The sequence below is a fragment of the Curtobacterium sp. HSID17257 genome (assembly GCF_003989515.1).
Taxonomy (GTDB): Bacteria; Actinomycetota; Actinomycetes; order Actinomycetales; family Microbacteriaceae; genus Curtobacterium.
The window spans coordinates 1-13,754 of sequence record NZ_RBLU01000089.1 but is presented as its reverse complement, the minus strand read 5'-3'; the positions used below and the strand labels follow the sequence as shown (position 1 = coordinate 13,754).

Sequence of the window (13,754 nt, the reverse complement as noted above, 5' to 3'; positions counted from 1 at the left end):
CAGTGTTCCGGTGGTCATAGCGAGAGGGAAACGCCCGGTCACATTCCGAACCCGGAAGCTAAGCCTCTCAGCGCCGATGGTACTGCAAGGGGGACCTTGTGGGAGAGTAGGACGCCGCCGGACTCAACGTAAGTGATGTGGCCATCGGCCCTCCATCGAGAACTCGTAGGGGAGACCCTCGTTCTCGTGGAGGCCGGTGGCTACATCTGTTTCCGCCGTAGGTCGCTCGACTCGCGGTCCGGTTCGTGATGGACTGGGCTCGGCGCGAGCACGGACGACCGTGCGGCCCCCCCCCACAACGACACAGCGGACGACCGCCCGGCGCATTCGAGCACGGGCACGCGATGAGGAGCAACGGTGGCGAACGACGACGAGCAGCAGCGCAACGACCGGGGTCACGGGGAGCGGCGCGAAAGCAGCCGCTGGTCGTCGGGGCCGCGTGACTTCGAGCGTCGCGAGGGTGACCGTGCCCGACGAGACGGTAACGGTCCAGCCCGCGACGCCGGCCGGACCGGTCGTGACGACCGGCGGAGCTTCCGTGAGGGCGACCGGTCGTTCGGTGACGGTAGTCGTCGCCCGTCGCGGCCGGGGGACCGCGACGGCGCGGGGCGCCCGCCCCGCGGCGACGGTCCTCGAGGCGCTGACCGCCCGGGCCGTGATGGTGACCGTCGTCCGTTCCGTGGTGGCGATGACCGTCGTCCTTCGGGCGATGGTGACCGTCCCTTCCGTGGTCGTGATGACCGTGCGCCGTTCCGTGGTGGCGATGACCGTCGTCCTTCGCGCGATGGTGACCGTCCCTTCCGTGGTCGTGATGACCGTGCGCCGTTCCGTGGTGGCGATGACCGTCGTCCTTCGCGCGATGGTGACCGTCCCTTCCGTGGTCGTGATGACCGCGCGCCGTTCCGCGGGGGTGATGACCGTCGTCCGCAGCGTGATAGCGGTGATCGTCGTCCGTTCCGTGGTGGTGATGACCGTCGTCCGCCGCGTGATGGTGACCGTCGTGATGACCGCGCGCCGTTCCGTGGCGGCGATGACCGTCGTCCGCAGCGTGACGGCGGTGATCGTCGCCCGTTCCGTGGTGGTGATGACCGTCGTCCGCCGCGCGACGGTGACCGTCGTGATGACCGCGCGCCGTTCCGTGGTGGTGACGACCGTCGTCCGCAGCGTGACGGCGGTGATCGTCGCCCGTTCCGTGGTGGCGACGACCGTCGGCCGCAGCGCGACGGTGACGAGCGTCGTCCGTTCCGTGGTGGCGACGACCGCCCCCGCCGTGACGACGACCGCGGCGACCGCCCCCGCTTCGGCGACGGTTCCCGGCACGCCGGCGCCCGCTTCGGCGAGGCCGCCCGCGACGACTGGGAGGACCGGGACCCGTACGGTACCCGTTCCGTCCGTCCGCGCCACGACGACCCGGAGATCGACGAGAGCGTCTCGGCGCGCGACCTCGACCCGGCAGCCCGCGCAGAGCTCAAGACGCTCAGCAAGGACAACGCGGACTGGGTCGCGAAGCACCTCGTCATGGCGGCGTTGCTCGTCGACGAGGACCCGGAGACGGCGAACCTCCATGCCCTGAGCGCCGCTCGTCGTGCCGGCCGTGTCGCGGTGGTCCGGGAGACCGCGGCCATCACCGCGTACCGCACGGGCGACTTCGCGACGGCGCTCCGCGAACTGCGCACGTACCGCCGCATCTCCGGCAAGAACGACCAGCTGCCGATGATGGTCGACTGCGAGCGGGGTCTCGGCCGCCCGGAGCGCGCGCTCGAGCTCGGCCGGTCGATCGACCGTGCTGCGCTGGACACGGCGGTGCAGGTGGAGCTGGCGATCGCGATGTCCGGAGCACGGATCGACCTGGGCAACCCGACGGCGGCCCTCGGTGAGCTCGAGATCCCCCAGCTCGACCCGACGACGGCGTACAGCTGGTCGCCGGCCCTCTACAGTGCTTACGCGGCCACGCTCGAGGAGCTCGGCCGCCAGGACGAGGCCGACGAGTGGTGGGCGCGGGTCGACCGGGCCGCCGCCGCCCTGGCCGAGATCGCCGACGAGAACGCATGGGAGACTGTCGATGTGGTCGAGGAAGAAGTCGAAGGACACGACGAGCGCGACGCCGTCGTCGGTGACGAGTCCGTCGCCGGGGACGAGCACGGAGCCGGAGCGCTCGACGACACCGACCAGCTCGGCGACGACGTCGACCCCGACGACGACCTCGGCGAGATCGACGACGACAACCCCCGCGACGTCGACGGCTCAGCAGCCGACTGACGTCCCGAGGCCGCCGACGAACGGTGTGGACGTCGTCCTCACCGACCTCGACGGCGTCGTGTACCGCGGGCGGAACGCGATCCCGCACGCGGTCGAGGCGCTCACGCGCGCGTCGCTGACGGCTCGGGTCGGGTACATCACGAACAACGCCTCCCGCCGTCCGTCCGACGTCGCCGAACACCTGCAGGGCTACGGGCTCGAGGTCTCGGCGGACGACGTCGTGACCTCGTCGCAGGCGGGCGTCCGTCTGCTCGAGACACTGGTGCCGGCCGGGTCCACCGTGCTGGTCACCGGCGGCCTCGGGCTGACGAGCATCGTCGAGCAGGCGGGCTTCACCGTGACGACGAGCGCCGACGATGCTCCGGCAGCGGTCATCCAGGGGTTCTCGCCGGACCTCGGGTGGACGCACCTGGCGGAGGCCTCGTTCGCCCTCGCCGACCCGGACGTGCCGTGGGTCGCGACGAACATGGACTGGTCGATCCCGGTCGAGCGTGGGATCGCGCCCGGCAACGGCACGCTCGTCTCCGCCGTGCACCAGGCCGTCGGGCGGATGCCGGTGGTGGCCGGCAAGCCGGAACGTCCGATCTTCGACGCCGCGATCGCCCGGTTCGGGGGGGAGCACCCGCTGTTCATCGGCGACCGCCTCGACACGGACATCAAGGGTGCGAACGACGCGGGCATCCCGAGCGTGCTCGTGCTGACGGGGATCGACCAGGCGAAGCAGGTGCTCGCGGCCGACCAGCGCTCGCGGCCGACCTACGTCCTGCAGGACCTCCGCGGACTGTCCGAGCCGTACCCGGCGACGGTGCGGCGTCAGGACGCGGACGGCACCCGGTACGTGTCGGTCGGGGACGCCACGGTGGCGATGCACGGGCACGTCGTCCGGGTGCTCGACAACGGCTCCCCGATCGACCTGCTCCGGGCGGGCGCGGCGCTCATCTGGGAGTCCGGGCTGGCGATCTACGGCCTCGACGTCGACCCGAAGCTGTACGGCGGCGAGTAGCGTGACCGACGTGCCCCACCCGCAGCAGCAGCCCGAGCCGCAGCAGCGCGAGCACCCGACGCCGCAGCCCGAGCCGCAGCAGGTGGACGACTTCGCGGCCCGCACGGCGGCAGCCGAGGCCCTGCCCCTGCCCGAGCGAGCCGACGCCTTCGCCGCGCTGCACGACGACCTGCGCACCCGACTCGAGAACGGTCAGGCGCCGCAGGGACACAGCTCGGGTCGCGCTGCCGGTGCCTCGCAGGTGTGGGGGAGCGCACGCGGCGACGGCGGCACCGGTGCCTGAGCACGACGAGCACCGACCGGTCCGCCTGGACGCCCTGCTCGCCGCCCGCGGGCTCGTGCGCTCACGGACCGCCGCGGCGAAGCTGGTCCAGGCCGGCCGCGTGTCGGTGGACGGGACGGCCGTCGTGAAGCCCTCGGCCCCGGTCGCCCCGGACGCCGAGCTCGTCGTCGACACCGAGGACGAGTGGGTGTCGCGTGCGGCCCGGAAGCTCGTGCGTGCCCTCGAGGTCTTCGACGTCGACCCGAGCGGGCGCGTGGTGCTCGACGTGGGCGCCAGCACCGGAGGGTTCACGCAGGTGCTGCTCCACCATGGTGCCGCCCGTGTGGTCGCCCTCGACGTCGGGCACGGCCAGCTCGACCCGGTGATCGCGATCGACGAGCGGGTGCGTGTCGTCGAGGGGTGCAACGCCCGCGACCTCACCCCCGACACCTACACGGCACTCGACGACGCAGCGCCCCGCACGAGCCTGGTCGTCGGTGACCTCTCCTTCATCTCCCTGCGCATCGTCCTGCCCGTGCTGGCGGACGCCGTGCCCGCCGACGACTTCGTGCTGCTCGTGAAGCCGCAGTTCGAGGTCGGTCGGGGCGGCGTGCGCGAGGGCATCGTGCGCGACCCCGCGCTCCGGAACGACGCGCTCATGAACGTGCTCTGGTCGGCGTGGGACGCGGGCCTCGGCACCGTCGGCCTCGCCGCGTCGCCGATCGTCGGGACGCACGGCAACCACGAGTACCTCGCGCACTTCCAGCGTCGTGTCGGGGGTCATCCGGCAGGATGGGGGAACCCGACAGCGTGGATCGATCGGGCCACCGAACTCACCGAAGGGGCTGCATGAGCGACGACGACCGGCACATCCTGCTCGTCTCCCACACGGGGCGACAGGACTCCATCGACGCCGCCGTCGAGGTCTGCGACCTGCTCCACGCCGCCGGACTCACCCCGGTGATGCCGTTCGACGAGTACGCCGACGTCCGGCGGGCCGAGGCGTCCGTCGGCCAGGTCCACATCCTGGGCGTCGACGTGCAGGCCGACCAGCTCGAGATCGTCATCGTCCTCGGCGGCGACGGCACGATCCTCCGTGCCGCCGAGCTGGTGCGCGGGACGGGCGCCCCGATCGTCGGCGTCAACCTGGGACACGTCGGGTTCCTCGCCGAGAGCGAGCGCGACGGGCTGCGCGCCACGGTCGAGCGTGCACTGACGGGGGACTACAAGGTCGAGGAGCGCGTGACGCTGCAGGTCGACGTGGTCGTCGGGCACGAGGTCGTCTACTCGTCGTGGGCACTGAACGAGGCCACGATCGAGAAGGCCTCGCGCGAGCGCATGCTCGAGGTCGTGACCGAGGTCGACGGCCGTCCGCTGTCGTCGTTCGGCTGCGACGGCGTCGTCGTGGCCACCCCGACCGGGTCCACGGCCTACTCGTTCTCCGGCGGCGGCCCGATCGTCTGGCCGGACGTCGACGCCCTGCTCATGGTGCCGCTCAGCGCGCACGCCCTGTTCTCGCGACCGATCGTCGTCGGGCCGGACTGCACGCTCGCGATCGAGGTCCTCCGACGCACGAGCGGCGTCGGTGTCCTGTGGTGCGACGGCCGTCGGACCCACGACCTGCCGCCGGGTGCCCGGGTCGAGGTCCGTCGTTCGCAGGACCCCGTCCGGGTCGCACGTCTGAAGGACGCACCCTTCACCGACCGTCTGGTCGCCAAGTTCCAACTGCCCGTCGCCGGGTGGCGCGGCCCGGCGACCGAGGACGACGCATGATCGAGGAGATCGTCATCTCCGACCTCGGCGTGATCGGCGAGACCACGCTCGAGCTCGGGCCCGGCTTCACCGTCGTCACCGGCGAGACCGGTGCCGGCAAGACCATGATCGTGACGGCGCTCGGGCTGCTGCTCGGTGCCCGGGCGGACGCCGGCTCGGTGCGCCGGGGTGCGTCGAGCGCGGTGGTCGAGGGACGCTGGCACGTGCCGGACCACGCCGCCGTCGCCGAGCGTGTCGAGGACGCGGGCGGAACCGTCGAGGACGGCGAGCTGATCCTCACCCGCACGGTCTCCGCCGAGGGCCGCAGCAGGGCGACGGTCGGTGGTCGCAGTGCGCCGGTCGCGGTGCTCGGCGAGCTCGCTGACCAGCTGGTGACCGTGCATGGGCAGTCGGACCAGATCCGCCTGACGTCGGCCTCGGCGCAGCGTGCAGCCCTCGACGGCTTCGGCGGCAAGGGGGTGCAGCGGGCACTGGACGCCTACGTCGCCGCCTACGACACCTGGCAGGCGCACACCGGCGAGCTGGAGACGCTCGTGCGCGACCGCGACGACCGGGTCGCCGAGGCCGAGCGGATCCGTGCCGCGTCGGACGAGATCGAGTCGGTCGACCCGCAGCCCGGCGAGGACGTCGAGCTCGCCGAGCGCGCCGAACGCCTCGGCAACCTCGAGGAGCTCCGGCTGGCCGCCGGTACCGCCCACGAGGCCCTGTCGAGCGAGTCGCTCGACGGCGTCGCCGACGTGGTCGGCCTGGTCGAGGCGGCACGTCGGGCCGTCGAGCGCGTCGCCGGCTCGGACCCGGCCCTGCAGCCCGTGCTCGAGCAGCTGACCGAACTCGGGATCCAGGCCTCGGACGCGTCCGCCGGCCTGTCCAGCTACCTCGGCTCGCTCGAGCCCGACGCCGGCCACGACCTCGAGCTCGTCAACGAGCGTCGGGCGCTCCTGGCCGGCCTGACGCGCAAGTACGGCGAGACCGTCGACGACGTGATCGCCTACGGCCAGCGTGCGAGCGACCGGCTCCTGGAGCTCGACGGCGACGACGACCGCATCGTCGCGCTGCAGCAGGCGGTCGAGCAGGACGAGCAGGCCCTCGCACAGGCGGCCGCAGCGCTCACGGCGGCCCGGACCAAGGCGGCCGGCGACCTGGCGAAGCGTGTCACCGCCGAGCTGCGGACGCTGGCGATGGCCGGAGCGACGCTCGTCGTCGAGGTCACCGACGGCGGCGAGTACCGTCGGCACGGGCGTGACCAGGTCGCGATCCTGCTCCAGCCGCACTCCGGCACCGACCCGCGTCCGATCGGCAAGGGCGCGTCCGGTGGTGAGCTGTCCCGCGTGATGCTCGCGATCGAGGTCGTCATGGCGGGCAGCACGACCGTCCCGACCTTCGTCTTCGACGAGGTCGACGCCGGTGTCGGCGGCGCGGCGGCGATCGAGATCGGGCGGCGGCTCGCGAAGCTCGCCGAACGCACGCAGGTCATCGTCGTCACGCACCTCGCACAGGTCGCCGCCTTCGCGAACAACCACCTCAACGTCGTCAAGGACGCCAGCGGCGCCGTGACCTCGTCGAGCGTGCGGCGGCTCGAGGGCGAGGACCGGCTCCAGGAGATGGCGCGCCTGCTCTCCGGCCTGGGCGACAGCGCGAGCGGCATCGAGCACGCACGAGAGCTCCTCGACGTCGCCGGCCAGCGCGCCTAGCCGAGGGTCCGGCCTGGAGGCACGCCCCACCTCCGCCCCGCAGCATCGCCCGCAACACGCAACGGAGGCGGCTGCTCGCAGCGGTACAACGCTGCGCACCGTCGCCGACGTTGCGTTCCGCGGAAACGGGGGACGGCGCGGGGACGGCGGGGGTGACCGACCGGCGGGCGCAACGCCCGCGGCGAACGCAGGTCGCGCCTCCCGGCAGTTCTGACGTACGATGGAACCCCGTGGCGGACACTCTCAGCGGCGGAACCAATTCTTCGACCTCGACCCCGAAGGTCACGAAGCAGATCTTCGTGACCGGCGGGGTCGTCTCGTCCCTCGGCAAGGGCCTGACAGCGGCCAGCCTCGGCAACCTGCTCACGGCACGCGGCCTCAAGGTCGTCATGCAGAAGCTCGACCCGTACCTCAACGTGGACCCGGGCACCATGAACCCGTTCCAGCACGGCGAGGTCTTCGTGACCGACGACGGCGCCGAGACGGACCTCGACATCGGGCACTACGAGCGCTTCCTCGACATCAACCTGTCGCAGGCGGCGAACGTCACGACCGGACAGGTCTACTCGACCGTGATCGCCAAGGAGCGGCGCGGCGAGTACCTCGGCGACACGGTCCAGGTCATCCCGCACATCACCGACGAGATCAAGCGCCGGATGCGCGAGCAGGCCGAGAACGACCCGCAGCCCGACGTGATCATCACCGAGGTCGGCGGCACGGTCGGCGACATCGAGTCGCAGCCCTTCATCGAGTCCGCGCGCCAGGTCCGTCACGAGCTCGGCCGCAACAACGTGTTCTTCGTGCACGTGTCGCTCGTGCCGTTCATGAGCGCCTCGGGTGAGCAGAAGACCAAGCCGACGCAGCACTCCGTCGCCGCGCTCCGCTCGATCGGCATCCAGCCGGACGCGCTCGTGCTCCGCTCGGACCGCCCGGTGTCGGAGTCGAACAAGCGCAAGATCGCCCTGATGTGCGACGTCGACGAGGACGCCGTGGTGAACGCGGTGGACGTCCCGTCGATCTACGACCTCCCGACGCTGCTGCACGACCAGGGCCTCGACCAGGTCATCATCGACGCGCTGAAGCTCGACGCGCACGACGTCGACTGGTCGGCGTGGAACCCCGTCCTCGACGCGGTGCACGAGCCGAAGAAGCACGTCACCATCGCACTGGTCGGCAAGTACATCGACCTGCCGGACGCCTACCTGTCCGTCACCGAGGCCCTCCGCGCGGGCGGCTTCGCCCACAACGCGAAGGTCACGCTGAAGTGGGTCGTGTCCGACGACTGCACGACGCCCGAGGGCGCCGCGAAGCAGCTCGGCGACGTCGACGGCATCTGCGTGCCCGGCGGGTTCGGCGTGCGCGGCATCGAGGGCAAGCTCGGCGCGCTCCGCTTCGCGCGTGAGCAGGGCATCCCGACGCTCGGCCTGTGCCTCGGCCTGCAGTGCATGGTCATCGAGTACGCACGCCACGAGGCCGGCCTGACCGACGCGTCGAGCACCGAGTTCGACCCGGAGACCTCGACGCCGGTCATCGCGACCATGGCGGAGCAGGTCGACATCATCGCGGGTGGCGACATGGGCGGCACGATGCGTCTCGGCCTCTACCCGGCGCACTTCACCGACGGGTCGCTCGCGGCCGAGCTGTACGGTGCGTCCGAGGCATCGGAGCGCCACCGTCACCGTTACGAGGTGAACAACACCTACCGCCAGCAGATCGCGGACGCCGGCCTGGTGTTCTCGGGCACCTCGCCCGACGGCACCCTGGTCGAGTACGTCGAGCTGCCGCGCGACGTGCACCCGTTCTACATCGCCACGCAGGCGCACCCGGAGCTGCGCTCGCGTCCGACGAACGCGCACCCGCTGTTCGCCGGGCTGGTGGACGCGGCGATCGCGCGGCACGAGGCGTCCAGCCTGTTCGACCCGGCCGAGGAGTCGGCGGAGGTCGTCGCGTAACGCGACCGGACGGCTGACGGGAGGCGCGGTGCCAGCTGGCACCGCGCCTCCCGTCCGTCCCGGGAAGGGCTGACGGGGGTGCGTGCCAGGATGGGCAGGTGACTGACGCTGACGCTCCGATCGCCGACGAACACGCCTCGTACGAGGTCACCGACTCCACCGTCGTGTACGAGGGAGCGGTCTGGGACGTCCGCCGTGACCACGTCGACTACGACGGGCACGACATGGTGCGTGAGTACATCGACCACACCGGGGCCGTCGCCGTGTTCGCGGAGGACGACGAGGGCCGCGTCCTCGTCATCCAGCAGTACCGGCACCCGGTGCAGCTGCGCGACTGGGAGCTGCCGGCCGGCCTGCTCGACCACGAGGGCGAGGACCACCTGACCGCCGCGCAGCGGGAGCTCGGTGAAGAGGCCGACCTCGAGGCGGACCACTGGGAGCCCCTCGTCCGGTACAACACCTCGTCCGGCGGCAGTGACGAGTTCATCCAGGTCTACCGGGCCCGTGGGGTCCGCGCGACGGCCTCGGCGTTCGAGCGTGAGGCGGAGGAAGCCGACATCGTGACGCGGTGGGTGCCGCGTGCCGAGCTCGTCGAGGGCATCCTGGCCGGGCGCCTGCGGAACTCGGCGCTCGTGGTCGCGACCCTCGCGGTCGACGCGATCGAGCGGGGCGCGGGCGAGCGGAGCACGACGGCGTGACCGCCGACAGCGGGCTCGGTGCCCTGCTGCGGGACGGGCACTGGACGCACGAGCCCGTCGCCGTCGAACCCGTCGTCGACCGCGCTGCACTGCTCGTGACAGCGGAGGAGGGCAGCGACGCCTGGCGGACGACCTCGTACGGGTTCGTCCACGACTCGGAGCATGCGCTCCTCCGACCCACCGACCGCGCGTTCGCCGTGGAGGTCTCGTTCGTCCTGGACTTCGCGGAACAGTTCGACCAGGCCGGGGTGTTCCTGCGGGTCGACGAGCAGGAGTGGGTGAAGGCGGGCGTGGAGTTCTCCGACGGGCTGCCGCAGGTCGGAGCCGTCGTGACGCACGGCACGTCCGACTGGTCCGTCGCACCCGTGCCGTCCTGGACCGGGCGGGTCGTGACGGTTCGGGCGAGCCGGTCCGGTGACGCCGTGACGATCCGGGCCTGGGCCGACGGCGAGGAGCCTCGGCTGGTGCGGGTCGCACACCTCGACCCGGACGCCGTCGTGTCAGCCGGCCTGTTCTGCGCCGCACCCACCCGGGCCGGGCTCACGGTGACCTTCACCGCCTGCCGCGTCGGCGAGCCGGACGCCGGGCTGCACTGAGGACCTCCGCAGGGCGGTCCCGCACTAGTTTTGTGGGGTGATCCCGCTCGACCGTGCCACCGACACCTACCTGCGGCACGTCGCCGTCGAGCGTGGGCTCTCGCAGCACACGGTCGCCGCCTACCGACGGGACCTCGCCGTCTTCGCGGAGTGGCTCGCCTCGACGCCGGCGGTCGACTCCGCGGGCGCGGACCGGGCCGGGGGAGCGGAAGCGCTGACGGACGTCGCACGCCTCGGCCGCGCGGACGTCGCCGGTTTCGTCACGCACCTGACCTCGCGCCCGGAGCAGCCGCTCGCGCCCCGGTCGGTGGCCCGGATGCTCAGCTCGGTGCGGTCCTTCACCGCGTTCGCCGCAGCCGAGGGCTGGCTACCGCTCGACCCCGGCACCGCCGTCCGTCCGCCGAAGGCACCGTCGCGACTGCCGAAGGCGATCTCGGTGCACGACATGGAGCGGCTGCTCGGCGCCGCGGGCACCGCGGACGACGACCCCGTGCAACTGCGGGACCGGGCGCTCCTGGAGCTGCTCTACGCCACGGGGGCGCGCATCTCCGAGGCGGTGGGGCTGTCGGTGGACGACGTCACCACGCTGTCCGACCCGGAGGACGACGCGGGCGACGGGCTCGCGGTCGTGAAGGTCACCGGCAAGGGGAACAAGCAGCGCATCGTGCCGCTCGGCAGCTTCGCGCGGGCCGCGGTCGACGCGTACCTCGTGCGGGCGCGGCCCGTGTTCGCGGCGCGTGGGGCGTCGACCCCGGCGCTGTTCCTCGGGGCACGCGGCGCCCGGCTGTCGCGGCAGAGCGCCTGGCTCGTGATCCAGGCGGCGGCGGAGCGGGCCGGACTGGCGTCGCACGTGTCACCGCACACCTTCCGGCACTCGTTCGCGACGCACCTGCTCGAGGGCGGCGCGGACGTGCGCGTCGTGCAGGAGCTGCTCGGGCACGCGAGCGTCGCGACGACGCAGATCTACACGCTCGTCACGGCGGACATGCTGCGCGACGTGTACCAGACGGCGCACCCGCGGGCGCGGCGGTAGCGGCCGCCGGGCTCAGAACAGGTGGAACTGTGCCGACGCGGCGACCACGCCCGTGGCGACCGCGACCACGAGTGCGCTCGCCGCAGCGCTCCGCCAGAGCACCCGCCAGCCGCCGGTCGCGCCGGGACGGACGATCGCGAGGACGCCCGTGACGACGGCCAGCGTGCTCGCGATGCCGACGGGGTTCCACACGACTGACACGGCCGCGAGCAGGACCGCGACGAGCGCCGCCGCCCCGACCCGCTGCACGGAACCGCCGGACGCCCAGGACCCGGTGCGGACCGATGCGCCCTCGACGGAGAACGACGGCCCGGCCGGTGCGACGACGACCGGTGCGACGGGCTCCTGCCGTGCCGGGAGCACCCGCGTCGCCCCGCCCCACGCGTGGCCGTCCCACCACCGGAGGCGGTGGGCGTCCTGGGGGTCCGGGAACCAGCCGGCGGCCGGCAGCGTCACGGGGTGCTCCTCGAGGGTGCGGTGGATGGTGCACGTCCACGCTACGCAGCCGGGAGGCACGGCCACAGTCCCACAGCGGGTGTCGGCAACAAGGGGGACCGGCCGCACCTGCGCTACGGTCGGTCGGTGATCACCGCCGACGCCGAGACCCTGTCCGCCTTCTGGGCCGCCCGCCGCGACGAGGCACCGGAGCTGCCCGAGACCGTGCCGGAGGCGTGGGCGTTCGGCGCGACGCCGGACCACGCGGACGGCCTGCTCGACCTGGTGCTCCGCGGCATCAAGGACGGCACGGCGTCGTCGATGTGGGACTACGAGGCGACGGGTGACGCGCTGCCCGAGGTCGGCGAGCTCAGCGTCATCCTCGACGGGCGGGGCGAGCCCCGAGCCGTGATCGAGACGACGGACCTGCGGGTCGTCCCGTTCGACCAGGTCGGCGAGGAGCACGCCCGCGCCGAGGGTGAAGGTGACCGCACCCTCGCGTACTGGCGCGCAGCGCACGAGCGCTACTGGCGTGAGCACTCCGAGAACCCGCGCGGGTTCGAACCGGACATGCCCGTCCTGTGCGAGCGCTTCCGCCTGCTGTGGCCGGAAGCGCCCGCCGGAGCCTGAGCCGGACGTCCCGACCTAGGCGGGGACGGCCGCCGCGTCGACCTCGTCCATGACGGCCCTCGTCGCTGCGAGCAGCCGGGCGTTGAACTCGACGCCGAGCTGGTTCGGCACGGTGACGAGCACGGTGTCGGCAGCGCGGACCGCGGCGTCGGCGGCGAGTTCGGCCACGAGCTGCTCCGGCTCCCCGATGTACGACCGACCGAAGCGGGCGAGCCCGCCGTCGAGGTGCCCGACCTGGTCCTGCCCCTCGACCTGCGCCCGCACGCCGAAGTAGTGCCGCGACTCGTCGTCGGTGATCGGGATGATGCTGCGCGACACCGAGACGCGCGGCGTCCGCTCCCAGCCCATCTCGCTCCACGTCGTCCGGAAGCGCTCGATCTGCTCGGCCTGCAGCTGGTCGAACGGCACGCCGGTGTCCTCGGTGAGCAGGGTCGACGACATGAGGTTCATGCCCTGCTCGGCCGTCCACTCGGCGGTCGCGCGGGTCCCGGCTCCCCACCAGATCCGGTCGGGCAGCGTGTCTGACAGCGGGGACACCGACAGCGACCCGGCCGACCCGGTCATCTGCGGGTTCGCGTGCGCCATCGGCTCGCCGGCGATCGCGCGGCGGAACACGTCGGTGTGGGAGCGTGCCATGTCGCCGCCGTTGGTGTCGTGCGCCTCGGGCACGTAGCCGAACTGCTGGTACCCGGCGAGGGCGGTCTCGGGTGACCCCCGCGAGACGCCGAGCTGCAGTCGGCCGCCGGAGATGAGGTCGGTGGCCGCGGCTTCCTCGGCCATGTAGAGCGGGTTCTCGTACCGCATGTCGATCACGCCGGTGCCGATCTCGATGCGGCTGGTCCGGGCGGCGATCGCCGAGAGCAGGGGGAACGGCGCCGCCTGCTGCGGAGCGAAGTGGTGCACGCGGAAGTACGCGCCGTCGACGCCCGCCTCCTCGGCCGCGACGGCGAGGTCGATCGCCTGCACGAGGGCCTCGCGGCCGCTGCGGACCCGGGAGCCCGGCACGTCGCGCCAGTGCCCGAAGGACAGGAACCCGATCTTCGTCATGCCGATGCGAACGCATGCTGCTGCGGCTGCATTCCGACACGACTACGGTCATCGGCATGGACGATCCCCGCACCGCGCTGACCGACGAACGGCGGCGCAACGAGCGGCTGCTCGCCGACGTCGAGCGCAGCATGCAGGACGTCAGCGACGCGCGCCAGGACGCCAACTCGGACGACGAGCACGACCCCGAGGGCGCGACGCTCGCATGGGAACGCGGCTCGCTCGGTGCGGTCCGGGACGCTGCTCGGGAGCGCATCCGCCTGGTCGACGCCGCGCTCGCGCGGCTCGACGCGGGCACCTACGGGCGGTGCGCCGTCGGCGGCGAACCCATCCCGGAGGCCCGTCTGGCCGCGGTCCCGTGGGCCGCGACGTGCA

15 protein-coding genes and 1 rRNA gene are annotated in these 13,754 nt (G+C 72.5%); 13 read left to right on the top strand and 3 right to left on the bottom strand.

Annotation, left to right across the window (positions count from 1 at the left end; translation table 11 throughout):
- The first annotated feature begins 6 nt into the window (after window positions 1-6).
- Window positions 7-123, top strand: a 5S ribosomal RNA gene (rrf, locus tag D8M35_RS12555).
- On the opposite strand, the gene D8M35_RS12550 is transcribed toward rrf, so the two are convergent.
- Window positions 124-1,320, bottom strand: coding sequence for a hypothetical protein (locus tag D8M35_RS12550; RefSeq protein ID WP_126892162.1), 1,197 nt, complete (start codon window positions 1,318-1,320; stop codon window positions 124-126).
- A 198-nt stretch (window positions 1,321-1,518) separates the two neighbouring features.
- Between D8M35_RS12550 and D8M35_RS12545 the strand changes: the two genes are divergently transcribed.
- The 10 genes from D8M35_RS12545 (at window position 1,519) to D8M35_RS12500 (ending at window position 11,267) form a co-directional block, all read left to right on the top strand.
- Window positions 1,519-2,259: a hypothetical protein gene (locus D8M35_RS12545; protein ID WP_126892161.1), complete on the top strand. Its 741-nt coding sequence runs from the start codon at window positions 1,519-1,521 to the stop codon at window positions 2,257-2,259.
- Between the two features lie 25 nt (window positions 2,260-2,284).
- On the top strand, window positions 2,285-3,262 hold the full coding sequence (locus D8M35_RS12540; protein WP_126892160.1) for an HAD-IIA family hydrolase: 978 nt from the start codon (window positions 2,285-2,287) through the stop codon (window positions 3,260-3,262).
- Window position 3,263: 1 nt separating this feature from the next.
- The gene (locus tag D8M35_RS12535; RefSeq protein ID WP_126892159.1) at window positions 3,264-3,545 is read left to right on the top strand and encodes a hypothetical protein; all 282 of its coding nucleotides are present in this window, start codon (window positions 3,264-3,266) and stop codon (window positions 3,543-3,545) included.
- Window positions 3,538-4,377 (top strand): TlyA family RNA methyltransferase, encoded by an 840-nt coding sequence (locus D8M35_RS12530; RefSeq protein WP_126892158.1) that lies wholly within the window; start codon window positions 3,538-3,540, stop codon window positions 4,375-4,377. Before D8M35_RS12535 ends, D8M35_RS12530 begins: the two co-directional genes overlap by 8 nt.
- Window positions 4,374-5,297: an NAD kinase gene (locus tag D8M35_RS12525; protein ID WP_126892157.1), complete on the top strand. Its 924-nt coding sequence runs from the start codon at window positions 4,374-4,376 to the stop codon at window positions 5,295-5,297. Before D8M35_RS12530 ends, D8M35_RS12525 begins: the two co-directional genes overlap by 4 nt.
- Window positions 5,294-6,988, top strand: a complete 1,695-nt coding sequence (gene recN / locus D8M35_RS12520) for a DNA repair protein RecN (protein ID WP_126892156.1) — start codon at window positions 5,294-5,296, stop codon at window positions 6,986-6,988. Before D8M35_RS12525 ends, recN begins: the two co-directional genes overlap by 4 nt.
- 230 nt (window positions 6,989-7,218) lie before the next feature.
- Complete coding sequence (locus D8M35_RS12515) at window positions 7,219-8,940, top strand: CTP synthase (protein WP_126892155.1); 1,722 nt, start codon at window positions 7,219-7,221, stop codon at window positions 8,938-8,940.
- A gap of 98 nt (window positions 8,941-9,038) precedes the next feature.
- Window positions 9,039-9,638, top strand: a complete 600-nt coding sequence (locus tag D8M35_RS12510; RefSeq protein WP_342342918.1) for an NUDIX hydrolase — start codon at window positions 9,039-9,041, stop codon at window positions 9,636-9,638.
- A complete protein-coding gene (locus D8M35_RS12505) occupies window positions 9,635-10,234 on the top strand; it encodes a DUF1349 domain-containing protein (protein ID WP_126892154.1) in 600 nt (199 codons plus the stop codon). The genes D8M35_RS12510 and D8M35_RS12505 overlap by 4 nt, the downstream gene beginning before the upstream one ends.
- A gap of 40 nt (window positions 10,235-10,274) precedes the next feature.
- Window positions 10,275-11,267: a site-specific tyrosine recombinase XerD gene (locus D8M35_RS12500; protein ID WP_126892164.1), complete on the top strand. Its 993-nt coding sequence runs from the start codon at window positions 10,275-10,277 to the stop codon at window positions 11,265-11,267.
- Window positions 11,268-11,279: 12 nt separating this feature from the next.
- Here the strand turns inward: D8M35_RS12500 and D8M35_RS16620 are convergent, their stop codons facing one another.
- On the bottom strand, window positions 11,280-11,723 hold the full coding sequence (locus tag D8M35_RS16620; protein WP_161972659.1) for a DUF2510 domain-containing protein: 444 nt from the start codon (window positions 11,721-11,723) through the stop codon (window positions 11,280-11,282).
- 129 nt (window positions 11,724-11,852) lie between these two features.
- Between D8M35_RS16620 and D8M35_RS12490 the strand changes: the two genes are divergently transcribed.
- Window positions 11,853-12,332 carry an ASCH domain-containing protein gene (locus D8M35_RS12490; RefSeq protein ID WP_126892163.1) on the top strand — a complete coding sequence of 160 codons (480 nt, stop codon included), beginning with the start codon at window positions 11,853-11,855 and terminating at the stop codon, window positions 12,330-12,332.
- A 15-nt stretch (window positions 12,333-12,347) separates the two neighbouring features.
- On the opposite strand, the gene D8M35_RS12485 is transcribed toward D8M35_RS12490, so the two are convergent.
- Window positions 12,348-13,385 (bottom strand): LLM class flavin-dependent oxidoreductase, encoded by a 1,038-nt coding sequence (locus D8M35_RS12485; protein ID WP_126892152.1) that lies wholly within the window; start codon window positions 13,383-13,385, stop codon window positions 12,348-12,350.
- 50 nt (window positions 13,386-13,435) lie between these two features.
- Here D8M35_RS12485 and D8M35_RS12480 point away from each other — a divergent pair.
- Window positions 13,436-13,754: TraR/DksA family transcriptional regulator (locus D8M35_RS12480; protein ID WP_148113369.1), on the top strand; the 319-nt coding region annotated here is incomplete at its 3' end.